Source organism: Allobosea vaviloviae (assembly GCF_001298265.1).
Taxonomy (GTDB): domain Bacteria; phylum Pseudomonadota; class Alphaproteobacteria; order Rhizobiales; family Beijerinckiaceae; genus Allobosea; species Allobosea vaviloviae_B.
This window is the reverse complement of the sequence record NZ_LGSZ01000025.1, coordinates 99177-122824: the sequence shown is the minus strand read 5'-3', so window position 1 is coordinate 122824 and position 23648 is coordinate 99177. Positions and strand designations below refer to the sequence as shown.

Below are 23648 nucleotides of genomic sequence, written 5' to 3'. Positions count from 1 at the left end.
GCGGTGGAGCGGTTCGACTGGGATGATCTACGCTTCTTCCTGGCGGTCGCCCGCTCGGGCCGGCTGACGGCGGCCGCACGCCGCCTCGGTGCCGACCATGCCACCGTCTCGCGCCGCATCACGTCGCTGGAGGAAGCGCTCAAGGCCAAGCTCTTCGAGCGCCGCCCGCAGGGCTATACGTTGACGGCCCATGGCGAGCGGCTGCTTGCCCGGGCGGAAAGCATGGAGACCGACGCTCTGGCGATCCAGAGCGACATCGGCGGTGCCGACATGGCTCTGGCCGGCACGGTCAGGATCGGAGCGCCGGACGGTTTCGGCGCCATCTTCCTCGCGCCGCGTCTTGCCGGATTGGCGAGCGCCTTTCCCGGGCTCGAAATCCAGCTCATCGCCATGCCGCGCCTGCTCTCATTGTCGAAGCGCGAGGCCGATGTCGCGATCACGCTCGCCCCACCCAAGGAGGGCAAGGTCGTCGCGCGCAAGCTCTCCGACTACCGTCTCGGCCTCTATGCGACGCAGGCGTATCTCGATTCGATGCCTGAGGTGACGAAGCCTGAAGACCTCTTCTCACACCGCATCGTCGGCTATATCGACGACCTGATCTTCACGCCCGAGCTCGATTATCTCGACGAGGTCGCCAAGGGTCTGCGCGCGCAAGTGCAGAGTTCGAGCGTGCTGGCACAGATGAATGCCGTCGTCGGCGGCGCCGGCATTGGCGTGATCCACCATTTCATGGCGCAGGGCGAACCGCGCCTCGTGCCGGTCCTGCCCGATACGGTCTCGATCACACGCTCGTTCTGGCTACTGGTGCATGCCGACCTGAAGGATGTCGCCCGCGTCCGCGCCATCGTCGATTTCGTCGTGCGCGAGGCCAAGGCGAGCCGTGCCCTGCTGATGGGCGAGGGCGCAGCATAGCGAAGCCTGGCTCAAGCGTTGAGGCGGTTGCGGCCGGCCTGCTTGGCTGCGTAGAGCGCGCGGTCGGCCTTGCGAAGTGCCAGGTCGAGGCTGTCGGTCGCCGACATCACGGCCAGGCCGATCGACACTGTCAGGCCCAGATTCACGTGGCGGACCGGCATGCCGAGGCCGGCAATCCCGATCCGAACCTCTTCGATCAGCATAGCAGCCGCGCTCTCGCTCATGCCCGGCAGCAGCAGCGCGAATTCCTCGCCCCCGAGCCGTGCGAGGAGATGGGGGTGCCCCTCAAACGACGTGCCGAGATGGTCGGCGAAGATGCGCAGCGCATCATCGCCGACATCATGCCCATGCTCGTCGTTCAAAAGCTTGAAATGATCGATGTCGAGGATGGCGACGCAGGTCGGCTGGCTGGCCCGCCGCGCCTCGGCGACCATTTTTGGGCCGCGTTCGAAGAAATAGCGTCTGTTGAACAGGCCGGTCAGGTAGTCGCGCCAGGCGAGATCGTTCAGCAGACGCATGCGCAGCAGAGTCTCGGCATTCGAGGCGATACGGCATTGCAGCTCCTCCAGCACGAAAGGGCGCGAGATGAAGTCGTGCGCGCCTGCCTTTAAGAAGCCTGCGGAGGTCGTGCGGTCTGTCGATGAGGAGATGCCGATGACGCGCACCTGCTCGGCTGGGTAGCGGCGGCGGATGCGGCGAGCGAGCTCGTAGCCGTCCATGTCAGGCATGTTGTAGTCGGAAACGACGAGCCGGATTTCCTGATCCTGTTCCAGCATCATCAGCGCATCGGCGCCGGAACCGACTTCGACCACGCTGTATTGCTGGCTTGTCAGCATCTGGCCGAGCAGCCGGCGGGTCGTGGTCATGTCGTCGACGACAAGGATGCGGGTTTCCTTGTTGGTCAGAGCCCGCTTGACGGAGCCGACCAGGTTGCCGAGCGCAAATTCGGAATCTTTCAGGACGTAATCGAAGACCTCGCGCTCCATGATGCGTGTGCGCGTCGCCGCATCGAAGGTGCCGGTGAAGACGATGGTCGGGATGCCGTGACTGACGGTCCAGTCCAGCGCCTCGCCATTGGGCGCATCAGGCAGGTTGAGATCGACGACGGCGATCGCATAGCCTTCCTGGTCTCGCAGGATCGCCGTGCTGAGGTCCTTCAGGCAGCCGCAACTCGTGACCTTGAGGCCGGTTTCGGCCTCGATCATCTGGCGCAGCGCGATCGAAAAGGTCTTGGAATCCTCGACGACGAGAACGCGGCGTTTATCCTGCGGACGGAAGAGCGGCTGATATTCCGCTGAACGTTGGGTCATGGGTCCGTCCTGAAAGGCGCGTCCGCGCCAAAAGACGCTTCAGCCGGCGCGTAGGCACCCCGCCAGTCCGTCGCATCACATCGATCTACCCACGAGGCGTTAATGGTATCTTGTGGAACGCGGCGGACCGCGCCGCCATGTGAGCATTTGCGGCTCGTCAGATCCGCCAGGGCAGCACGTTCTGCGGCAAGCGCTTGGCCAGCAGGTCGAGCGTCAGCATGGCGCAGAGGATGACGGCCGATGCGCTGATGGCGACGGCCGCCGCCTCGCCCGCAAGCCCGGCTTCCTTGAGCGAGAACAGTACGACGCCGAGCGTCTCGGTGCCCGAGGACCAGAGCAGTGCCGAGACCGTCAGCTCGTTGAAGGCGACGAGGAAGACCATCAGCGCGCTGACGGTCGCGGCCGGCGCCAGGATCGGCGCCACGATGAAGCGCAGCATCTGCCAGAGGGTCACGCCGTCGAGCCGCGCCGCCTCCTCGTGATGCGCCTCGATCTGCGCCATCGCCGCCACCGGCGCTTTCAGCGCCAGCGGCAGAAAGCGCGCGAGATAAGCGAAGAGGATGATGAAGGGGGTGGCGTAGATGCTGACGCCGACGACTGGCAGCGGCTTCAGGAACATCAGGATGCAGGCGATGGCCAGCACCACGCCGGGCAGGGCATAGGGCAATTCGATGACGACCTCGACGACGCGCCGCAGCTTGCCCATGCGCCGCTCGAGCGCATAGGCGAAGGCGATCGAGACCAGGGCCAGGATCAGAGCGGCGCTGCCGGCGAACAGGAAGGAGTTGCGGAAGGCCCGCACCGTCACGTCCTGCCGCAGCAGCACCTCGGCGAATTTGTCGAGCGTCAGATTCTGCCAGGTCAGCGCGACGCCGAGCGCCGGTGTCAGCGCCTCGCCGAGCAAAGCGAGGAAGGGCAGCCCGAGCTTGATCGCCAGCAGCATCCACAGCCCGCCTGTGACGAGGGGGCGCGCCCGGCCGAGCTGCCAGAACGGCTGCAGCGGCCTCTCGATCTCGACCTTGCCGCCGCCGCGCCGCGTCGCCAGCATGCCGGCGATGATGCCGAGCCCCGCCACCAGCGCCACCAGCACCGATAGCGCGGCGGCATCGGGCAGGCCGGCCGGGCCGAAGCTCGACAGGCGCCGGTAGATCAGTGTCGGCAGCGTCAGGTAGTTCACCGGCAGGCCGAGCAGCGCCGGAATGCCGAAATTGCCGATGCCCGCGACGAAGGCGAGCAACGCTGCGGCGATGATCTGCGGCCGCAGCACCGGCAGCAGGATGCGCGCGGCGATGGTGCCGGGACCGGCGCCTTCCATTTGCGCGGCCTCGATCAGGGATTGCGGCACGCTGCGCAGGCCGGTCCACAGCGTGATCGCGACCAGCGGCGCATGATGCAGCGCCATCACCAGCGCGATGCCGCCGCGCCCCAGCAGCGGGTTCGGCGTGCCGGGCTCCGGCGACAGGCCGAACAATGACAGGATCGGCGAATGCGGCGCGAACAGGCTCAGGAAGGCCAGCGCCGCAACCTGCGGCGCGATCATCATCGAGAAGACCAGCGCAAACGCGATCGGCCGCTTGCCGCGGACATCGGTGACGCCGAGCATGATCGCAGCCGTGCCGCCGATCAAAAGCGCGCCGAGGGCCGAGAGGCCGGCGGTCTCGAGAGTGTGCAGCGTCGCGGTGATGGCGGCGCGGCTGCCGATTTCGGCCAGCGCCGCATCCGGCGAAAACTGCCAGCCGGGCGCGAAGGCCGCCGCCGCCAGCCGCAGGAAGGGCAGGCCGCCCAGCACGATCGCGCAGGCGGTGACCAGAACCGGCAGGCCGAAGCCTGTCGGCAGGCTCAGACCCCGCCAGGATGGGCGAGGCCTGGTTTCCTGCCAGCCCGTATGGGCAGCCAGCGTCACTCGAAGATCGCGCTGAAGCGCTTGCGCGAAGCCGCCTCGTCGGCCAGCGCCTTGGCGGCGTCGAACGGCATCAGCTTGATCGCGGCGCGGTCGGGATAGAGCCGGCCGGCAGGGCGACGTCGGGATGGGCTGCGACATAGCCCTGCTTGAGTGCCAGCGCCTGGCCGTCCTTCGAGATCAGGAAGTCGACGAAGGCCTTGGCGGCTTCCGGGTTCTTGCTGCTCTTGAGGATGGCGACGGGTTCGCTGACGGCCGAAACACCCTCGCTCGGGAAGACGAACTCGACCGGCGCGCCCTTGGCCTTCTCGCGGATCGGCATGAAGTCCACGATCATGCCGTAGAGCTTCTCGCCGGTGGCGACCTGGCGCAGGATGTCGCCATTGGCGCCGGCCGCGAGTGCGCCGTTTTTCTGCAGCGCCTCGTAGAAGCTCCAGCCCGTCGGCAGGTTGCTGGTCAGGGTGATGGTGTGGATCATCGCCGCGCCGGAATTGAGCGGGCTCGGCATCGCCAGCAGGTTCTTGGCTTCCGGCTTGGTGAGATCGAGCCAGCTCGTCGGCTTCATCGGCGCCTTGGTGTTGTAGACGATGCCGGTGGTGATCAGCTTGGTCGCGAACCAGAACTTGGCGGGGTCGTGGACGCCGGCGGGATAGGCGGAGATGTCGGCCTTGGCATGCGCCAGCAGCCGGTCTTCCTTCTTCAGCCCTTCCATCGTCACAGCGTCGGCGATCAGCAGCAGGTCCGCCTGCGGCGCACCGGCCTCGATCTCGGCGCGCAGCTTGGCCATGACCCGTGGTGTGCCATCGCGCACGAAGCTGATGTCGACCTTGGGATATTTCGCCTTGAAGGCGTCGATGGTCTGCTGGGCGTCGGTGTTGGGCTGGCTGGTGTAGAGCACCAGCTTGCCTTCGACGGCCTGGGCCCATGCCTGCGGGGCGGCCAGCGTACCGGCGACAACAGCCGCCGTGATGATGGCGATCGACGTCTTGATCGGCATGAAACTCTCCTGTGCGCGTGCCCGAGCGGGCTTGGCGCTGGCGGTAGTCCCCGCATATGACATATCCATGAAGGCGGCGTCATGAGGCTGAAGAGGTTCGGCTGCCATGAAAATGGCGGGACGTTGAGGCATTGACGCAGGACGGCCCAGCTGCCCGACGGCTTGACCCTGCCGGGCGCGCGCCCCACGTTCCGCTCGAATCCATGCATCCGTTGCGACAGGACAGCCATGACCGCCTCCAAGCTCGACCAGCTCCGCAAGATGACCACGGTCGTCGCCGATACCGGCGACATCGAAGCGGTCCGCCGGCTCAAGCCCGTCGACTGCACCACCAACCCGACGCTGATTCTGAAAGCCGTCGAGAACCCGGCCTATGCCGCGCTCGTCGATGAGGCTGTCGCCTGGGGCAAGAAGGCGGGCGGCGGCGACAAGGCCGTGCATGCGATCTGCGACCGGCTCGCCGTCACCTTCGGCGCCGAACTGACCAAGATCGTGCCCGGCCGGGTCTCGACCGAAGTCGATGCCGATCTCTCTTTCGATACGCAGGCGACGATCGACAAGGCGCGCGCGATCATCGCGGCCTACAAGGAGCGGGGCATCGAGAAGGACCGCATCCTGGTCAAGATCGCCTCGACCTGGGAGGGCATCCAGGCCGCCAAGGTGCTGCAGGGCGAAGGCATCGACTGCAACCTGACGCTGCTGTTTTCCCTGCCGCAGGCCGTCGCCTGCGCCGATGCGGGCGCCTTCCTGATCTCGCCCTTCGTCGGTCGGATCCTCGACTGGCACGTCAAGGCCGGAGGCGGCCCCTACACCGCCGAGACCGATCCGGGCGTCGTCTCTGTGAAGAGCATCTATGCCTACTACAAGGCGTTCGGCATCAAGACGGTGGTGATGGGCGCCTCCTTCCGCAACACCGGCGAGATCGAGGCTCTGGCTGGCTGCGACCGGCTGACCATCGGGCCCGCTTTGCTCGACGAGCTCGCCGCCGCGACCGGCGACCTGCCGCGCAAGCTGTCGCCCGATGCGCCGGGCGAGGCGCCCGCGAAGCTGACGCTCGACGAGAAGGCCTTCCGCTTCGCGATGAACGAGGATGCCATGGGCACCGAAAAGCTCGCCGAGGGCATTCGCGGCTTCGTCAAGGACCTGCGCGGCCTGCGCAAGCTCGTGGCGGCGAAGCTCGTCTGACGCGAGCGCGGAGCCGCCCGTCAGGGCTTGGCCGCTTCGGCCTGCACGGTGACGGTGGGCTTCGGCGGGGCCGAAGCCGGATCGAAGAAGCTGCGCCCTCCGGCAGCAGCCGTCTCCAGCTGGCTCTTCCAGCCCTTGGTGTCTTTGCCGCCAAGGGACGCGAAATCGGAGCGGCGGTTGTCGTCGCTGCCACGATTCCCCTGATAGACCATGACGCCGGTGGCGGTGACGACGATGTCGCCGCGCCGCAAGGTCGGATCCTTCAGATACCAGCTCGGATCGGTGGCTGGATCGAGCTGGACGACAGGGGGCTTCGGCTTGCTCGACGCCTCGGGCGCGCGCGGACGGGGCGCACGCTGCTGGATCGGCTCATCATATTCGTAGATCGGCGTTGCCCGCAGGCGGGGCCCGCCGCCGAAGATGGCGCGCCCCAGTTCCTCGAACAGGTTGGCGGCCTGGGCTCCGGGCGCACTGGCGACCGCCATGACGGTGATCATCCCGAACATCATTACGCGCCGCGCAGCCATTGCCGTCCATCCCCTGCTCACCGACTTGCCGTCAGCTCAACGACTGATGGTCGCAAAAGGTTCAGCACAGGTTCACCGACGCGGTTAAGATTTTTTATGCGATTCATAGAAGCAACTTTACCTGTGTGAGCATACCTCCACGTGGCTCGTCCAGACGATGTCACCAGCCTGATCGCCTTCAGGGCGAGCAGGAAATGGATGACCGTCTCGAGCCTGAGCTGGCCTTCGCGCTCAGCTTCACCTTTGCGTGTTCAGGCGCTGCTTGCCACGCTCTTTCCCCGAACGGCGCCATAGACTGTGGGCCCCGCAAGCCTTCCCGGACACCGCCATGGCCAAGCTGCCCGCCCTTGTCGTCGCCGCGCTGTTTTTTAATTGGCCTGCTATTGCCCAGACGAGCTGGCGATTTGATCGCGGGGCGACCGACATCAGCTTTGTCAGCCATCGGTTCGGAGCTGTCGTCGCAACCGGGCGTTTCGAGCGTTATGAGGGCACGCTTGCACTCGATTTCGATGATCCGGCGAAGAGCCGTATCAAGGTCACCCTCGACACAGGTTCGATCAAGGCCGGCTCCTCGCTCATGGACGGTTTCATCACCGGCGCGACCATGCTGGACTCGGCCCGCTACCCAACAGCGAGCTTCGCCTCGGAAAGTGTCACGCGCACCGGCGAGCGGAGCCTGGAAGTTCGCGGCCGCCTAACCATCCGTTCGATCTCGCAGCCGTTCACGGTAACGGCTGTCGTGGACGGCGACATCGACAAGGCCCGGCGCGGCGAGGCGCTCCCCTTCCATGCGAGCGGCTCGTTCCTTCGGCCGGCTTTCGAGATCGGCCGCGACGTCAACATCGTCGACGATCAGGTCGAGGTCGTGATCAAGGGACGGCTGTCGCGATGAGCAAGGGCGCTGGCCGACGGGTGCGCTGGCATCCAGCCAGCGTTGTCCTGCACTGGATGACGCTGCTGCTTATTCTGTTCCAGTTCTGGGTCGCTTGGCCAATGACCGATGAAACGCGCGATCTACTTACGCGTTTCGAACTCTATCAACTGCACAAATCGGTCGGCCTGACGATCGCGGCATTTGTCGTGTTGCGCCTCGTCCTGCGCCTGGTTCTGCGCGCGCCGGTGCCGGCGCCGGAGCATGCCGGCCCTTGGTTGCGGGGTGGGGCAGGCGCGGTCCATGCCGGCCTCTATCTCTGCGTGATCGCGCTGCCCCTGACCGGTTTCCTGATGGTGTCGTCGGCCCCGATCCAGATCCCGACATTCTATTTCGGCTGGTTCGCGATTCCCCATGCCATGAGCCCGGACAAGGCTGCCTACGAGCTGATGCTGCGCTTCCATGGCTGGGCGGGCGACCTGCTGATCGCGCTCGGCGCAGCTCACTTCGCGGCGGCGCTCGTCCATGTCCTGGTCTGGCGCGATGGCCTGCTGCACCGGATGTGGTTTGGCACGTCGCGCGGCGCAAGGCTCACCCGGCCTAGCCCTGTGCCGCAAGTGCCTCCGCCCTGATCGTCGACAGCGATTTCGCCGGCGTGATCGCCTCCGGATCGAGCAGGCAGTGGATGATCGAAGGCTTGCCCGATGCCACCGCGCGTTCGAAGGCCGGGCCGAATTCGGCGGTGGTCTCGACACGTTCGCCATGGCCGCCGAAGGCCTTCGCATAGGCCGCGAAATCGGGGTTCTTCAGCGTGGTCGCCGAGACGCGGCCGGGGTAGTGCCGCTCCTGGTGCATGCGGATCGTGCCGTACATGCCGTTGTCGACGACGATGACGATGACCGCGAGGTCATATTGCACGGCGGTGGCGAAATCCTGCCCGTTCATCAGGAAGCAGCCATCGCCGGCAAAGGCGATCACGGTGCGCTCGGGAAACAAGCGCTTCGCACCGATCGCGGCCGGCACGCCATAGCCCATCGACCCCGATGTCGGCGCGAGCTGCGTCGCGAACTTGTTGAATCGGTGGAAGCGATGCACCCAGGTCGCGTAGTTGCCGGCGCCGTTGCACATGATGGCGTCGTCGGGCAGCTGCCGGCGCAGCCAGGTCACCATCTCGCCGGGATGGAAAGTGCCGGCGACCGGCGCGGGCTGGCCGCTCCAGCCGAGATAGCTCTCATGCGCCTCGGCGGCGGCGCCGGCCCACGGAATCTCCTGCGGCGGATGCACGGTCTCGAGCGCGGCGCAAAACGCGGTCGGGGAGGCGTTGATCGCCAGCGACGGACGGTAGACCCTGCCGAGCTCTTCGGCATCGGGATGGACATGCACCAGCGGCCGGCCCGGATTGGGGATTCCGAACAGCGTGTAGGACTGGCTCGGCATCTCCGACAGCCGCCCGCCGACGAGCAGGACGAGATCGCTGTCCTGGATGCGCTTCAGCAGCTTCGGATTGGGGCCGATGCCGAGATCGCCGGCGAAGTTCGGATGGTCGGCCGGAAACAGCATCTGCCGCCGGAACGAGACCGCGACCGGCAGGTCGAAGCGCTCCGCGAAGCGCTGGAAGCGCGCGATCGCCTGCGGATCCCAGCGCGAGCCGCCCAGGATCGCGACGGGCGACTTCGCCGCCCAGAGGCGCTTCTGCAGGTCGATGGTCTGTAGCAGCGAGGGGTGCGTTTCGGTGACCTGATAGGGCTGCGCATCGGCCACATCGGCGAGGTCGGTCAGCACATCCTCGGGCAGCGCGATCACGACCGGGCCGGGCCGGCCGGAGGTGGCGACATGGAAGGCGCGGCTGATGATCTCGGGGATGCGCTCGGCATCGTCGATCTCGGTGGCCCATTTCGTCATGGTGCCGAAGACGGCGCGGTAGTCGAGCTCCTGGAAGGCCTCGCGCTCGCGCATGCCGCGCTCGATCTGGCCCACGAACAGGATCAGCGGTGTCGAATCCTGATCGGCGATATGGATGCCGGGTGAGGCGTTGGTGGCGCCGGGCCCGCGCGTGACGAAACAGATGCCCGGCTTGCCGGTCAGCTTGCCGGCGGCTTCCGCCATCATGCAGGCGCCGCCCTCGGCCCGGCAGATGGTGACCTTCAACGAAGCATCATGCAGCGCGTCGAGCACGGCGAGATAGCTCTCGCCCGGCACGCAGAAGGCGTCGGTCGCGCCATGGATCAGGAGTTGGTCGACGAGGATCTGCCCGCCGGTGCGATTAGCCATGTTGCGGCCCTCCCCAGGCCGGATCGTTCAGGATCTCAGCGGCGTGTTCGCCGAGTTGCGGGCTCGGGCGCGGCGAGACCTGCCTCACGCCGTCCATGACGATGGGCGAGGCGACGGTCGGGATACTCCCGCCCTTCGCGACGTCGCTCGCCAGATCGACGCGGACGCCGCGCGCCAGAACTTGGCGGTCGGCGAAGACCTCGTCGACGCCGTTGATCGGGCCGGCGGGAACGCCGAGCTTTTCCAGCGCCGCCAGCAGATCGGCCTTGAGATGGCGCTGGGTGAGCGTGTGCAGGTGCTCGGTCAACGCCACGCGGTTCTTCACCCGCGAGCGGTTGTCGATGTAGCCGGGCTCGTCGGCCAGCATCGGCTCGCCCAGGACCTCGCAGAGCTTGCGCCACTGCCCGTCATTGCCGGTGGCGATGATGATGTGGCCGTCCGCGACCGGAAACACATCGTAGGGCACGATGTTGGGGTGGGCGTTGCCAAGACGCTGCGGCAATCGGCCGGAGACGAGATAGTTCAGCGCCTGGTTGCCGAGCACGGCGATCTGGCTGTCGAGCAGAGCCATGTCGAGCGCAGCACCCTCGCCGGTCGCGTCCCGCCGGCGCAGCGCCGAGAGGACGCCGATCGTGGCGTAAAGCCCCGTATAGATGTCGGCGGTCGCATAGGCGGCCTTCATCGGGGCCCCGTCGGGCTCGCCCGTCAGCGACATCACCCCGCCCATGCCCTGAACCAGGAAGTCGTAGCCGGCGCGGGGCGCATAAGGTCCGGTCTGGCCGAAGCCGGTGACGGAACAATAGATAAGACGGGGGAACTCCGCCCGCAGCGAGGCGGCATCGAGCCCGTATTTCGTGAGGCCACCGACCTTGAAATTCTCGACCACGATATCGGCATGGGCGGCGAGCCGGCGCACCAGCGCCTGGCCCTCCGGCGTCCGGAAATCAGCGGTGATCGAGCGCTTGCCGCGATTGGCCGAGTGGAAATAGGCGGCCGACAGGTTCTCGCCGTCCTCGCTTTCGACGAAGGGCGGTCCCCAAGTGCGGGTGTCGTCGCCCTCGGGCGCCTCCACCTTGACGACGTCGGCGCCGAGATCGGCCAGCACTTGGCCGATCCAGGGCCCAGCGAGGATGCGCGCGAGTTCGAGGACGCGCAGGCCGGCGAGGGGAGGGGCTGAAGTCATTGAAATCGATCCGCGCCGTCATCCCGGCCGGAGCGAAGCGGAGAGCCGGGATCCATGCCTGAACGCTGATCGGCGATGTTCTGGCATGGATCCCGGGTCGACCTGCGGTCGCCCGGGATGACGCGGAGGGTGACGGAAGGGCTCAGAAGAACGCCTGCAGCCCGGTGATCGCCCGGCCGAGGATCAGCGCATGGACGTCATGCGTGCCCTCATAGGTGTTCACCGTCTCGAGGTTCGCGGCGTGGCGCATGACGTGGTACTCGATCGAGATGCCGTTGCCGCCATGCATGTCGCGGGCCTGGCGGGCGATGTCGAGCGCCTTGCCGCAATTGTTGCGCTTGACGAGCGAGATCATCTCCGGGGCCATCCTGCCCTCGTCCATCAGCCGGCCGACGCGAAGTGAGCCCTGCAGGCCGAGCGAGATCTCGGTGAGCATGTCCGCGAGCTTCTTCTGGAAGAGCTGCGTCTGGGCGAGCGGCTTGTTGAACTGCTTGCGGTCGAGCCCGTACTGGCGCGCCCGGTGGAAGCAGTCTTCCGCCGCGCCCATCACGCCCCAGGAAATGCCGTAGCGGGCGCGGTTGAGGCAGCCGAACGGACCCTTCAGGCCTGAGACGTTGGGCAGCAGGTTCTCCTCGGGAACGATCACGCCATCCATGACGATCTCGCCGGTGATCGAGGCGCGTAAGCTGAGCTTGCCGCCGATCTTCGGGGCCGACAGCCCCTTCATGCCCTTCTCGAGGATGAAGCCGCGGATCTGGTTGTCATGCGCGGCCGACTTCGCCCAGACGACGAAGACGTCGGCGATCGGCGAGTTCGATATCCACATCTTCGAACCGGTCAGCCTGTAGCCGTCGGCGACCTTCTCGGCGCGGGTCTTCATGCCCGCCGGGTCGGAGCCGGCATCGGGCTCGGTCAGGCCGAAGCAGCCGACCCATTCACCCGAGCCGAGCTTGGGCAGGTACTTCTTGCGCTGGCTCTCGTCGCCATAGGCGTAGATCGGATACATCACCAGCGAGGACTGGACCGACATCATCGAGCGATAGCCGGAATCGACGCGCTCGACCTCACGCGCGACCAGCCCGTAGGAGACGTAATTGGCGCCGGCGCAGCCATATTCTTCCGGGACGGTGACGCCCAGCAGGCCGAGCTCGCCCATCTCGTTGAAGATCGAGCGGTCCGTCTTCTCGTCGAGATAGGCTTCCGAGATCCGCGGCTGCAGCTTCTCCTGCGCAAAATCGCGCGCGGTGTCGCGGATCAGGCGCTCGTCTTCCGAGAGCTGGTCGTCGAGCAGGAACGCGTCGTCCCAGGTGAATTCGGCCAGCTTGTGGCTGGTGCTGTGGCTGCGGGCGGCTTCGGCCATCTGGTTTCTCCCTTGTCGTTCTGCCGTCATGGTCGGGCTTGACCCGACCATCTCGGAAACCAGCTATCTGGTCCAAGAGATTCTCGGGTCTGCGCTGCGCTTCGCCCGAGAATGACGCGCTATTGGATCACGCATCCACATCGAAGCTGACGCCCTGCGCCAGCGGCAATGTCGTGCCGTAGTTGAGCGTATTCGTGGCGCGGCGCATATAGGCCTTCCACGCATCCGAGCCGGCCTCGCGACCGCCGCCGGTTTCCTTCTCGCCGCCAAAGGCCCCGCCGATTTCGGCACCCGACGGGCCGATATTGACGTTGGCGATGCCGCAGTCGGAACCTTCGGCCGAAATGAAGCTCTCGGCCTCGCGCATGTCGAGCGTGAAGATCGAGGATGACAGGCCGGCGCCGACATCGTTCTGGATGGCGATGGCCTGGTCCAGCGACGTGTATTTCATGACGTAGAGGATCGGCGCGAAGGTCTCGCGTGCGACCGGGCCGGTCTGCGCGGGCATCTCGACGATCGCGGGGCGGACATAGAAGCCGCCGGTTCCGACCGTGACGCGCTCGCCGCCATGGACGGTGCCGCCGGCAGCCTTCGCCTCCGACAGCGCCGCCTGCATGCCCTTATAGGCGGCTTCATCGACCAGCGGGCCGACCAGCACGCCCGCTTCGCGCGGATCGCCGATCTTCACGCTAGCATAGACCTTGATGAGCTTGGGGATCAGCGCGTCATAGACGCTCTCATGCACGATCAGACGGCGCAGCGTCGTGCAGCGCTGGCCGGCCGTGCCCATCGCCGCGAAGGCGATGCCGCGCAGGGCGACGTCGAGATCGGCGGACGGTGCCACGATCGCGGCATTGTTGCCGCCGAGTTCGAGGATGGCGCGGGCGAAGCGGCTGGCGAGCTTCTGGCCGACCTCCTTGCCCATCCGCGTCGAGCCGGTGGCCGAGACAACCGGGACGCGATGATCGCTGACGAGGATGTCGCCGATCTCGCGGCCGCCGATCAGGATCTCCGACAGACCCGCAGGGGCCTCGGGGCCAAAGCGCTTCATCGTCTTTTCGACGATGGCTTGCACGGCGATGCCGGTCAGCGGCGTCTTCTCGGAAGGTTTCCAGACGACGCTGTCGCCGCAGACGAAGGCGAGCGCCGCATTCCACGACCAGACCGCGACCGGGAAGTTGAAAGCCGAGATCACGCCGCAGACGCCGAGCGGATGCCAGGTTTCCATCATGCGGTGCTTGGGGCGCTCGGTCGCGATGGTCAGGCCGTAGAGCTGGCGCGACAGGCCGACCGCAAAGTCGCAGATGTCGATCATCTCCTGGACCTCGCCGAGGCCCTCGGAGGTGACCTTGCCGGCTTCCAGTGTCACCAGAAGGCCGAGATCGTCCTTGGCGGCGCGCAGCTCCTCGCCGAGCAGGCGCACGAACTCGCCGCGGCGTGGCGCCGGAACCTTGCGCCAGAGCAGGAACGCCGACTGCGCCCGGCCGATCGCGGCCTCGGCCTCGGCGGCGCTGGTCTCCTTCAACGTCGCGACCGTCTCGCCCGTGATCGGCGAGTGTGCAGAAAGGCCGGTCGAAGCGAAGACGGCATCGCTGACGCCGAGGCGCTTGAGAAGCGCGAGCGCATCTTGTGGCAGGGGAGAGGTCATATTCAAAGCCTGACGTTCTATGGGCCGCTGAAAGCCCTCATCCTGAGGAGCGATCCAACGGATCGCGTCTCGAAGGATGCTTCAGGAGGCTTTGGGCCATCTGGAGCATCCTTCGAGACGCAAGGCCCAAAAGCCTTGCTCCTCAGGATGAGGGCTCGGATGGATGAGACCCCATCCGAATGACCGCAACAATGCCCCCTTCCGCCCTGTTCCGGCAACCGATATGTTCTCACCACTTGATGAGAATAAATCATGGATTTCGAGATCGTCCCCGGCCGTCTTTCGGTCCCGTCACTGTCGGCGCTGGCGGCCTTCGAGGCTGCGGCGCGCCATGGCAGCTTCACGCGCGCGGCCGAGGAGCTCAACCTGACCCAAGGGGCGATCAGCCGGCAGATCGCCCATCTCGAGAAGGTGCTGGGCGTCGGGCTGTTCCAGCGCGTCCGCCAGCGTGTCAGCCTGACGCCGGCTGGCAGCGCCTATGCGGCGGAAATCCGTGACGGGTTGTCACGGCTGGCGGCGGCGACCGTCTCGGCCATGGCGTTTCGCGGCGCGGGCGGTGTGCTGAATCTCGCCATTCTGCCAACCTTCGGGACGCGCTGGCTGATCCCGCGCCTGCCGCGCTTCACCGAGGCGCATCCCGGCATCACCATCAATTTCGCCACGAAGCTCGTCCCCTTCGACTTCGGCCGGGAGCAGCTCGACGCCGCGATCCACTTCGGCGACCCCGTCTGGCCCGGCGCGCGGCTGCACCGTTTGATGGGCGAGGAGATCGTGCCCGTTGCGGCGCCCTCGCTGGTGGCGCGGCTCGGGCTGAAGGAGCCCGCCGACATGCTGCGGGGCTCCCTCCTCCAGCAGTCGACCCGGCCGCGCGCCTGGGCGAACTGGCTGGAACAGCAGGGCCTGCCGCCGCAGCGCGCGTTGATGGGGCCGCGCTTCGAGCAGTTCGCCATGGTCTCGCAGGCTGCCGTCGCCGGTCTCGGCCTCGCCATCGTGCCGCGATTCCTGATCGAGGAGGAACTGCGCTCCGGCTCGTTGATCATCCCCTTCGACCGGCCGGTCACAGGCTCCGAGGGCTATTATCTGGTCTATCCGGAAACCCGCGCCGAGCTTCCCGCGGTGATCGCCTTCCGCGACTGGCTGCTCGGCGAGTGCGTTGCGGCAAACTGACTCGACAAGTCCGTTAAGGCGCGCCAATCATGTGCGCAGTTCACTAACCGGGGTCGCCGAGCGCACCCGGCTCATCCCCCGGGACCCGCCATGTCGTCTTCCTCCGAGACCGCCGATGTCGTTATTTGTGGAGGCGGCGCGATCGGCTCCTCGGTCGCCTATCATCTGGCGAACGATCCAGGCTTCAAGGGCAAGGTCGTGGTGGTCGAGAAGGACCCGACCTATCGCTATGCCGCCTCGGCGCTGTCGGCGGCGTCGATCCGCCAGCAGTATTCCAGCGCCGTGAACATCCGCATCTCGCTGCATGGCATCGACTTCCTGCGCAACATCGGCAGCCATCTCGCCGTCGATGGCGAGGCTCCGGTCATCGATCTGCACGAGGGCGGATATCTCTATCTCGCCGGTGACGAAGGCGCGCCGGTGCTGGCCGCGAACCAGGCTTTGCAGGCTGCCGAGGGCGCCGATATTGCACTTTATGCTGCACCCATGTTGCGCAGCAAATTTCCCTGGATGAACGTCGAGGATATCGCCTGCGGCACCTTTGGCGTCAGCGGCGAAGGCTGGTTCGACGGCTGGGCGGTGTTGCAAGCCTTTCGCAAGAAGGCGCGCGCGCTCGGCGTCGAGTATCGCCAGGGCGAGGTCGCTCGTTATGTCGTCGAGGCCGGCCGCGTCACCGGCGTCGAGCTGACCGATGGCAGCCGCATCGCTTGCGGCGCGGCGGTCAATGCCTCGGGCACCCATGGCGCCAGGCTTGCGGCCACGGCGGGCGTCGACATCCCCGTGCGGTCGATGAAGCGCTATGTCTTCTCGTTCCTCTGCAAGGGAGAGATCGAGAACTGCCCGCTGCTGATCGACCGCTCGGGCTCCTGGTGCCGGCCGGAGGGCAAGCGCGGCAGCGACGGCCAGCTCTTCATCGGCAGCTGCTCGCCGCTCACCGCCGAGCAGGACGAGGAATGGGTCGAGACCGATCCGTCGGTCGAGGACGTCCAGTGGGATTTCTTCGAGGAGACGGTCTGGCCGGCGCTCGCGCACCGCATCCCCGCCTTCGAGCAGATCAAGCCGGGCCGGGCCTGGGCCGGTCCCTACGACATGAACGAGATCGACCATAACGCGATCATCGGCCCCGCCATCGGCGTGAAGGGGCTCTATCTCGCCAATGGCTTCTCCGGCCATGGTCTGCAGCAATGCCCCGCCGTCGGGCGCGGGCTCGCCGAGCAGATATTGCATGGCGGCTATCGCAGCCTCGATCTGTCCGATCTCGGCCATGAGCGTATCGTCGAGGGCAGGCCGCTGCTGGAAACCAACATCATCTGACAGGGCGCCGCGATGATCGGGACGGCCTATGTCCGCACCATGGCGCGCTACAACGCCTGGCAGAACCAGAGCCTCTACACGGCGGCCGCGACGCTCGACGACGCTGCGAGGCGGCAGGATCGCGGCGCCTTCTTCCAGTCGATCCAGGGCACGCTCTGCCATCTGCTCTGGGCCGACCGGATGTGGCTTTCGCGCTTTGCCGGCACGCCGAAGCCTGCGGTCCGCATCCACGAATCCGCCGGCCTGGTGACGGGCTGGGACGATCTCGTGGTCGAGCGGCAGGCCTTCGACGCGACGCTCACCGATTGGGCCGACACGCTGTCGCAGGACTGGTTGTCGGGAGATCTGACCTGGTTCTCGGGGGCGACGCAGCGCGAGATGAGCAAGCCCATCGGGCTGCTGGTGACGCATATGTTCAACCACCAGACCCATCATCGCGGGCAGGTCCACGCCATGCTGACCGCGGCCGGCGCAAAGCCGGAGGACACCGACCTGATGCTGGTCGATGTGGCGGGCTGAGCCCCCGCTGGCTGTCAGGTCTAGGGCGCCGGCTGCCGGTTCGAGCGCCGCGAACGGCCGGGGGGCTGAGCGGGCGCCGCTTCGTCCTCCTCCACGTCCCCATGATCTGCCGGAACGGCGGCGGTCGCGTTCTGGCTGAGCTTCTGGAACAGGCCGAGCCCGACCAGCGCCGTGACCGCGAGGAAGACCAGCAGGCCGGGATAGACGATGTTCCCCATCGTCTCGCGCGAGGTCTTGGCGATCAGCACGAGCGATTCCAGGCTCAGCGCCACGATCATGATCGTCATGAACTTGGTCAGCGATCCCCGCGCCTCGGCCGGGCGACGCAATTCGCGGTCGGCGAGAACCTCCTCCTCGAACAGGAACTTGCCGACATCGGCCACGGCGACCGCGATGATGATCAGGCCGATCCCGTCCAGCATCGTGTCCAGCGCGTTCTCGCCGGTCCAGTATCCCGTTGCGGTACGCCAGACCGCGACGCCGATCAGCAGGACCGCCGCCGCCATCAGCGAAAACGCGATCACCGTATAGAGAATGCGGCTGAACAGAAGCATCGACGTCCCCCAATCCCGCAATCCCGGGCCAACCCGGATAACCCTCGCGCCGCTGCGGGGTTCCCTTGCGGAGCCGCGCAGGCGTTGTCGGGAGAGCCGCCATGCCGCCGCGGCGATTGTGCGCGGTTAGGCCATCTGCGAAGCCTGCTGAATCCAGGAGCCCGCCATGCCCGACACCGCGCATCTCGCCCCCTTCGCCCTGATCTGCCTGGGCATGGTGATCACGCCCGGCCCCAACATGATCTATTTGATCTCGCGGTCGATCGCGCAGGGGCGCATCGCCGGTTTGATCTCGCTCGGCGGCGTCGCGCTCGGCTTCGTCGTCTACATGCTCAGCGCCGCGTTTGGCATCACGGCGCTGCTCTTCGCGGTGCCTTACGCTTATGACGCGCTGCGCATCGGCGGCGCGCTCTATCTGTTCTGGCTGGCCTGGCAGGCGGTGCGGCCGGGCGGCAGTTCGCCCTTCCATGTCCGTGAGCTTCCCTCCGATCGGCCGCGCAAGCTCTTCGTCATGGGCTTCGTCACCAGCCTGCTGAACCCCAAGATCGCGATGCTCTATCTGGCGCTGCTGCCGCAATTCATCGATCCGGCGGCCGGCAGCGTGCTCGGGCAATCGCTGGCGCTGGGCTCGATCCAGATCGTGATCAGCCTGAGCGTCAACGCGATGATCGCCTGCGCGGCGGGATCGATCGCGCTGTTCCTGCGCGAGCGCCCGGCCTGGTCGCTGGCGCAGCGCTGGCTGATGGGCACCATGCTCGGCGGCTTCGCGGTCAAGATGGCGACCGAGGCGCAGCGCTAGGCCGGCCGCAGGCGATGGCACAGCCTGAAGCGCCTGACGGCGTCGCCCCGGCGCCGGGCTTGGCCGAGCTGTTCACCGGCTTCCTCAAGATCGGCCTGATGGGTTTCGGTGGGGTCGGGCCGATCGCCCGCTACGTCATCGTCACCGAGCGCCGCTGGCTCGACGACCGCGACTATGCGCGGTTGCTCGGCGTCTGCCAGGCCTTGCCCGGCGCCAACACCGTCAATGCCGCCGTCATGATCGGCGATCGCTACCGGGGCGCGGCCGGCGCCTTGACCTGCGTTGTCGCCCTGATGGCTGCGCCGCTGCTCTGCCTCGTCGCACTCGCCACGCTCTACGATGCGGTCGCCGATAAGGCCTGGGCGCAGGTGGCGCTCACGGGTGCCGCTGCCAGCGCCGCTGGCCTGATCACCGGCACGGCCGCGCGGCTGCTGACGCGTGCCGAACTGGCGATCTGGGGCTGGGTTGTGGCCGGCGCGGCATTCCTGTCGGTCGGCGTCTTCCGGCAGCCGCTGCTGACGACGCTGCTCGTGCTGATCCCGGTCGCTGTCGCCGCCGCGATTCTGACCGCGAGGCGGCGCTGATGGAACGCGGCGTTCTCGGCCAGATCATCCTGCTGTTCGGCACCCTGTCGTTGATCGCGATCGGAGGCGCCAATGTGCTCGTGCCCGACTTCCATCGCCAGGCCGTCGGAGTCATGGGCTGGATGAACGACGCGACCTTCGCGCGGCTGTTCGCGATCGTCCAGACGGCGCCGGGGCCCAATGTCATGCTCGCCAGCATCATCGGCTGGCATGTCGCGGGCTGGCCCGGCCTGGTCGCGGCGACCGTCGCGATCCTGCTGCCCTCTTCGCTGATCGCCTTTGCCTGCAGCCGCGGGCTCGCGCGCTTCTCGGACCGCTCGGCCGTCAAGGTCATGACCGTGGCTCTGGTGCCGATCGCGCTCGGGTTGATGCTGGCCAGCGGTCTGGTGGCGACGCTCGCGGCTGCCGCCGGCCTGCTCGGCTTCGCCATCACCGCCGCCACGATGCTCGTGACACTGCGCACCAGCCTCAATCCGCTGGTTTCGATGCTGGCGGGAACGCTGGTCTATCTGACGGCTTGGCTGCTCGGCTTCGTCTAGCGCGATCTACCGTGGCGTCGGCAGGGAGATGATCTCGGCGCGGGCCGCGGCAGCGGAGAGTGTGCCGCCGCTCTGGCCGATCTCGGCGAGCACGGCGCCCAGCGCCTCGAAATCCTGCCGCCGCGGCGAGCTGCGCCGCCAGACCAGGCCTATTGAGCGCCTGGGGCCGGGAGCGGCGAAGGCAAACAGCGTCACCGGCATCTCCGGCCTGAGTTCGATCGGCAGCGCCATCGCCGGCATCAGCGTCGTGCCGAACCCGTTGGCGACCATCTGCATGATCGTCGAGAGGCTCGACGCGCCATATTGCCGGCGCGAGCCGCTGCGCGTCGGGCCGCAGAAGGACAGCGCCTGGTCGCGCAGGCAATGGCCTTCCTCGAGCAGGAGCAGATGATCGCCCGACAGCGCCTGTTCCGGGGTGAAGCCGGCACCCTTCGGCCCCGCATCCGAGGGCATCACCAGCAGGAAGGGATCGTCGAACAACGGCAGGGTCTCGATCCCGCTGCGGTCGATCGGCAGCGACATCAGCGCGACGTCGAGCTGGCCGTCGACCAACTCGTCGAGCAGCGTGTTGGTCTGCGATTCCCGCAGGCGCAGGCCAAGTGCGGGATGGCGCCGCTGCAGCATCGGCAGCGCGGCGGGCAGCAGATAGGGCGCGATCGAGGGGATGACGCCGAGGTCGAGCTCGCCGCTCAGCAGATTGGGTCGGTGCCGGGCATGATCGACGAGGTCGCTGGCTTCCAGCAGGATGCGGCGCGCCCGTTCCGCGATCTCGCGCCCCGTCTCGGTCAGCGCAATCGCACCGCGCTGGCGCTCGACGAGCTGGCAGCCGAGCTGCGCTTCGAGTTCCTGGATCTGCAGCGAGAGCGCCGGCTGGCTGACATGGCACTCCTGCGCCGCCCGGCCGAAATGCCGGTGGCGCGCCACGGCGGCGAAATAGCGAAGCTGCTTCAAGGTGATCATGACGATTTGATAAACTTATCGTCGATGCCCGTAAACAGTATTGGACATCATCGTCACAAAGCGCTGTTAGTTCGACCAATTCGAAATTGGGCAAGGGCGGACGCCGCCCGAGCGAATGATGGAGGACTGCATGTCGAAGAACCCGACCATGACGACGACGGCCGGCGCGCCGATTCCCGACAACCAGAATTCGATCACCGCTGGCGAGCGTGGTCCGGTCCTGCTGCAGGACTACCAGCTCCTCGAGAAGCTCGCCCATCAGAACCGCGAGCGCATCCCCGAGCGCGCCGTCCACGCCAAGGGCTGGGGAGCGCATGGCACGCTGACCATCACCGGCGACATCTCGAAATTCACCAAGGCCAAGGTGCTGCAGCCCGGTGCGAAGACGCCGATGATCGCGCGCTTTTCCACCGTGGCCGGCGAAATGGGCGCAGCCGATGCCGAGCGCGACGTGCGCGGCTTTTCGCTGAAGTTCTACACCGAAGAAGGTAACTGGGATCTGGTCGGCAACAACACGCCGGTCTTCTTCGTGCGTGATCCCGTGAAGTTCCCCGACTTCATCCACACCCAGAAGCGCCACCCCAAGACCAATATGCGCTCGCCCACCGCGATGTGGGATTTCTGGTCGCTCTCGCCTGAGAGCCTGCATCAGGTGACGATCCTGATGTCGGATCGCGGCCTGCCGACCGATGTGCGCCACATCAACGGCTATGGCTCGCACACCTTCTCGCTCTGGAACGATGCCGGCGAGCGCTACTGGGTGAAGTTCCACTTCAAGACCCTGCAGGGCCACAAGCACTGGACCAATGAAGAGGCCGAGAAGGTCATCGGCAAGACCCGTGAATCGACGCAGGAAGACCTCTTCAATGCGATCGAGAAGGGCGAGTTCCCGCGCTGGAAGATGCAGGTCCAGATCATGCCGGAGCTCGACGCGGAGAAGACCTCCTACAACCCCTTCGACCTCACCAAGGTCTGGCCGCACAGCGAGTACCCGATGATCGACATCGGCGTCTTCGAACTCAACCGCAACGCCGACAACTACTTCGCCGAGATCGAGAACGCGGCCTATTCGCCGTCCAACATCGTGCCCGGCATCGGCTTCTCGCCCGACAAGATGCTGCAGGCGCGCATCTTCTCCTATGCCGATGCCCATCGCCACCGGCTCGGCACGCATTACGAGAACATTCCGGTCAACCAGCCGAAGATCCCGATCGCGCATTATCATCGCGATGGCCAGATGAACACCTATGGCGGTATCCGCACCGGTCACCCCGACGCCTATTACGAGCCCAACTCCTTCGGCGGGCCGGTCGAGGCGCCGTCTGCCAAGGAGCCGCCGCTGCGGATTTCGGGCGACGCCGCCCGCTACAACCACCGCATCGGCAATGACGACTATTCGCAGCCGCGCGCGCTCTTCAACCTGTTCGATGCCGGCCAGAAAGAGCGGCTGTTCTCCAACATCGCCGCCGCGATGGGCGGCATCCCGCGCGAGATCGAGGAGCGCCAGCTCGCGCATTTCGACAAGGTCCACCCGGACTACGGCAACGGCGTCCGCCGCGCTCTGTCGAAGGCCGACGGCACGGAACGTCCGGCCATCTCGGTGACGCCCAACACGCCGCAGCAGGCCGCCGAGTAAACGGGGCGCTTTTCCCCACCGCCAGACATGAGGGCCGTGCCGCGAGGCACGGCCCTTTTTTCATGCGCTGCGGCGGCTACCGCGCGGCCATGCCTTTGGCTAAGCTCGCTTCATTGTCCCAGTTGGAACGAATGCGAGCCGACGATGAGCGCCATGACACCAGAGGAAGCCAAGATCACGGCCTGGCTCGCCGACCACAAGGAAGCGATGGTCGCGCTGCTGCGCGAGATGGTCGACACGGATTCCGGCTCCTACGACAAGGCCGGCGTCGACCGGGCCGGGCAGATGCTGGCGCGTTTCCATGAGGGCAACGGGCTCTCGGTCGAGATCATCCCCGATCTGCGCTTTGGCGATGCGGTCAAGGCGCGCCTGCCCAATCCCACCGCCAACGACCAGCGCCCGGTGCTGTTGCTGGGCCATCGCGACACGGTCTTTCCTCAGGGAGAACCGAGCCGCCGACCCTTCACCATCAAGGACGGCCGCGCCTATGGGCCGGGCGTCGCCGACATGAAGGCCGGCCTCGTCATCGAGGCTTTCGTGGCGGCTGCCTTCGCGCAATGCGGCGGGTTGTCGGCGCCGCTGACGATGCTGACGACCAGCGACGAGGAGATCGGCTCGCCATCCTCGCGCCCCGTCATCGAGGCCGCCGCGCGCGAGTCGCGCTGCGTCTTCAATGCCGAGCCGAGCCGGCTCCCCAGCGGCACGGAGTTCGCCCGCGACCAGCGCCAGTCGGTCACCAGCGGCCGCAAGGGCGGCGTCTTCATGCGTGCCGAGTTCATCGGTAAGCCGGCCCATTCCGGCGCCAACTATGAAAAGGGCGCCTCGGCGATCGTCGATCTCGGCCACAAGATCCCGAAGCTCCAGGGCCTGACCGACCTCGCCAGGGGCATCACCGTCAATGTCGGGCTGATCGGCTGCGGCCAGACGGTCAACACCATCGCGCCCAGCGCCTGGTGCGAGATCGACCTGCGCTATGTCACGGCCGACCAGCGCGGCGAACTCGTCGCCGCGATCCGCGCCATCGTCGAGACGCCGGTCGTGGAAGGCACCAGCGCGGCGCTCTCGATCAAGGGTGAGTTCCTGCCGCTCGAAGGCACCCCCGAATCACGCAAGCTGTTCGAGACCTACCGCGACGCTTCGGCCGGCTTCGGCATCGCCACGATCGCCGAGTTCACCGGCGGCTGCGCCGATTCCGGCTTCACGGCCGCGCAAGGGACGCCGACTTTGTGCAGCGTCGGCCCGATCGGCGGGATGGCCCATACGCCCGAAGAGTTCCTGGAGGTCGAGAGCATCGTACCTGCCGCGCAGATACTGGCGCTGGCGGTGATGCGGGCGGCCAAGCTGATGGAGTGAGGCGCCAGAGACGTCATGCTCGGGCGACGCGGAGCGGCGACCAGAGCATCTCCAGCCGG

General features: G+C 66.7%; 21 protein-coding genes and 1 pseudogene. 12 read left to right on the top strand and 10 right to left on the bottom strand.

Translation table 11 applies throughout. The annotated features are described in order from the left end of the window. The first annotated feature begins 3 nt into the window (after nucleotides 1-3). The gene (locus tag AE618_RS05990; protein WP_082365030.1) at nucleotides 4-912 is read left to right on the top strand and encodes a LysR family transcriptional regulator; all 909 of its coding nucleotides are present in this window, start codon (nucleotides 4-6) and stop codon (nucleotides 910-912) included. An 11-nt stretch (nucleotides 913-923) separates the two neighbouring features. On the opposite strand, the gene AE618_RS05985 is transcribed toward AE618_RS05990, so the two are convergent. The 3 genes and pseudogenes from AE618_RS05985 to AE618_RS05975 all read right to left on the bottom strand — a co-directional run bounded on the left by AE618_RS05985 (nucleotide 924) and on the right by AE618_RS05975 (nucleotide 5113). Further along, nucleotides 924-2222, bottom strand: a complete 1299-nt coding sequence (locus AE618_RS05985; protein WP_054208130.1) for a GGDEF domain-containing response regulator — start codon at nucleotides 2220-2222, stop codon at nucleotides 924-926. A 157-nt stretch (nucleotides 2223-2379) separates the two neighbouring features. Continuing rightward, complete coding sequence (locus AE618_RS05980) at nucleotides 2380-4125, bottom strand: ABC transporter permease (RefSeq protein ID WP_248310769.1); 1746 nt, start codon at nucleotides 4123-4125, stop codon at nucleotides 2380-2382. Next, nucleotides 4122-5113: pseudogene (locus AE618_RS05975) on the bottom strand (ABC transporter substrate-binding protein). Before AE618_RS05975 ends, AE618_RS05980 begins: the two are co-directional and overlap by 4 nt. A 234-nt stretch (nucleotides 5114-5347) precedes the next feature. On the opposite strand from AE618_RS05975, the gene tal reads away from it, so the two are divergent. After that, nucleotides 5348-6304 carry a transaldolase gene (tal, locus tag AE618_RS05970; RefSeq protein WP_054208129.1) on the top strand — a complete coding sequence of 319 codons (957 nt, stop codon included), beginning with the start codon at nucleotides 5348-5350 and terminating at the stop codon, nucleotides 6302-6304. Nucleotides 6305-6324: 20 nt separating this feature from the next. On the opposite strand, the gene AE618_RS05965 is transcribed toward tal, so the two are convergent. Next, complete coding sequence (locus AE618_RS05965) at nucleotides 6325-6831, bottom strand: hypothetical protein (protein ID WP_156330127.1); 507 nt, start codon at nucleotides 6829-6831, stop codon at nucleotides 6325-6327. A gap of 328 nt (nucleotides 6832-7159) precedes the next feature. Between AE618_RS05965 and AE618_RS05960 the strand changes: the two genes are divergently transcribed. Beyond that, nucleotides 7160-7723, top strand: coding sequence for a YceI family protein (locus AE618_RS05960; protein WP_054208127.1), 564 nt, complete (start codon nucleotides 7160-7162; stop codon nucleotides 7721-7723). Beyond that, nucleotides 7720-8334, top strand: coding sequence for a cytochrome b (locus AE618_RS05955; protein WP_054208126.1), 615 nt, complete (start codon nucleotides 7720-7722; stop codon nucleotides 8332-8334). The genes AE618_RS05960 and AE618_RS05955 overlap by 4 nt, the downstream gene beginning before the upstream one ends. Here AE618_RS05955 and AE618_RS05950 read toward each other — a convergent pair. The 4 genes from AE618_RS05950 to amaB all read right to left on the bottom strand — a co-directional run bounded on the left by AE618_RS05950 (nucleotide 8303) and on the right by amaB (nucleotide 14164). Then, a complete protein-coding gene (locus AE618_RS05950) occupies nucleotides 8303-9973 on the bottom strand; it encodes a thiamine pyrophosphate-binding protein (RefSeq protein ID WP_054208125.1) in 1671 nt (556 codons plus the stop codon). The two genes, AE618_RS05955 and AE618_RS05950, sit on opposite strands and share 32 nt — an antisense overlap. Next, entirely contained in the window at nucleotides 9966-11156 is a 1191-nt protein-coding gene (locus tag AE618_RS05945; protein ID WP_054208124.1) for a CaiB/BaiF CoA transferase family protein, read from the bottom strand. Before AE618_RS05945 ends, AE618_RS05950 begins: the two co-directional genes overlap by 8 nt. Before the next feature lie 142 nt (nucleotides 11157-11298). After that, nucleotides 11299-12516, bottom strand: a complete 1218-nt coding sequence (locus tag AE618_RS05940) for an acyl-CoA dehydrogenase (RefSeq protein WP_248310768.1) — start codon at nucleotides 12514-12516, stop codon at nucleotides 11299-11301. Nucleotides 12517-12643: 127 nt separating this feature from the next. Next, nucleotides 12644-14164, bottom strand: coding sequence for an L-piperidine-6-carboxylate dehydrogenase (gene amaB, locus AE618_RS05935; RefSeq protein ID WP_054208216.1), 1521 nt, complete (start codon nucleotides 14162-14164; stop codon nucleotides 12644-12646). A gap of 252 nt (nucleotides 14165-14416) precedes the next feature. On the opposite strand from amaB, the gene gcvA reads away from it, so the two are divergent. The 3 genes from gcvA to AE618_RS05920 all read left to right on the top strand — a co-directional run bounded on the left by gcvA (nucleotide 14417) and on the right by AE618_RS05920 (nucleotide 17164). Continuing rightward, nucleotides 14417-15331, top strand: a complete 915-nt coding sequence (gcvA, locus tag AE618_RS05930) for a transcriptional regulator GcvA (protein ID WP_054208123.1) — start codon at nucleotides 14417-14419, stop codon at nucleotides 15329-15331. A gap of 90 nt (nucleotides 15332-15421) precedes the next feature. Next, nucleotides 15422-16645, top strand: coding sequence for an NAD(P)/FAD-dependent oxidoreductase (locus tag AE618_RS05925; protein ID WP_054208122.1), 1224 nt, complete (start codon nucleotides 15422-15424; stop codon nucleotides 16643-16645). 12 nt (nucleotides 16646-16657) lie between these two features. Further along, nucleotides 16658-17164 (top strand): DinB family protein, encoded by a 507-nt coding sequence (locus AE618_RS05920; protein WP_054208121.1) that lies wholly within the window; start codon nucleotides 16658-16660, stop codon nucleotides 17162-17164. Nucleotides 17165-17184: 20 nt separating this feature from the next. Here AE618_RS05920 and AE618_RS05915 read toward each other — a convergent pair whose 3' ends face one another. Next, on the bottom strand, nucleotides 17185-17718 hold the full coding sequence (locus AE618_RS05915) for a hypothetical protein (RefSeq protein ID WP_054208120.1): 534 nt from the start codon (nucleotides 17716-17718) through the stop codon (nucleotides 17185-17187). A 166-nt stretch (nucleotides 17719-17884) separates the two neighbouring features. Between AE618_RS05915 and AE618_RS05910 the strand changes: the two genes are divergently transcribed. Genes AE618_RS05910 through AE618_RS05900 form a run of 3 tightly spaced genes read left to right on the top strand, consistent with a single transcriptional unit; the run spans nucleotide 17885 to nucleotide 19640 of the window. Continuing rightward, nucleotides 17885-18517: a LysE family translocator gene (locus AE618_RS05910; RefSeq protein ID WP_054208119.1), complete on the top strand. Its 633-nt coding sequence runs from the start codon at nucleotides 17885-17887 to the stop codon at nucleotides 18515-18517. 14 nt (nucleotides 18518-18531) lie between these two features. After that, nucleotides 18532-19101 carry a chromate transporter gene (locus tag AE618_RS05905; protein WP_054208118.1) on the top strand — a complete coding sequence of 190 codons (570 nt, stop codon included), beginning with the start codon at nucleotides 18532-18534 and terminating at the stop codon, nucleotides 19099-19101. Next, nucleotides 19101-19640, top strand: a complete 540-nt coding sequence (locus AE618_RS05900; protein WP_054208117.1) for a chromate transporter — start codon at nucleotides 19101-19103, stop codon at nucleotides 19638-19640. Before AE618_RS05905 ends, AE618_RS05900 begins: the two co-directional genes overlap by 1 nt. Nucleotides 19641-19646: 6 nt before the next feature. On the opposite strand, the gene AE618_RS05895 is transcribed toward AE618_RS05900, so the two are convergent. Then, complete coding sequence (locus AE618_RS05895; protein WP_054208116.1) at nucleotides 19647-20600, bottom strand: hydrogen peroxide-inducible genes activator; 954 nt, start codon at nucleotides 20598-20600, stop codon at nucleotides 19647-19649. Nucleotides 20601-20730: 130 nt separating this feature from the next. Here AE618_RS05895 and AE618_RS05890 point away from each other — a divergent pair, with 130 nt between their 5' ends. Both AE618_RS05890 and AE618_RS05885 read left to right on the top strand, forming a co-directional pair. Further along, nucleotides 20731-22236, top strand: a complete 1506-nt coding sequence (locus AE618_RS05890; protein WP_054208215.1) for a catalase — start codon at nucleotides 20731-20733, stop codon at nucleotides 22234-22236. Between the two features lie 153 nt (nucleotides 22237-22389). Beyond that, nucleotides 22390-23589, top strand: coding sequence for a M20 family metallopeptidase (locus tag AE618_RS05885; protein WP_054208214.1), 1200 nt, complete (start codon nucleotides 22390-22392; stop codon nucleotides 23587-23589). The last annotated feature ends 59 nt before the right edge of the window (nucleotides 23590-23648 follow it).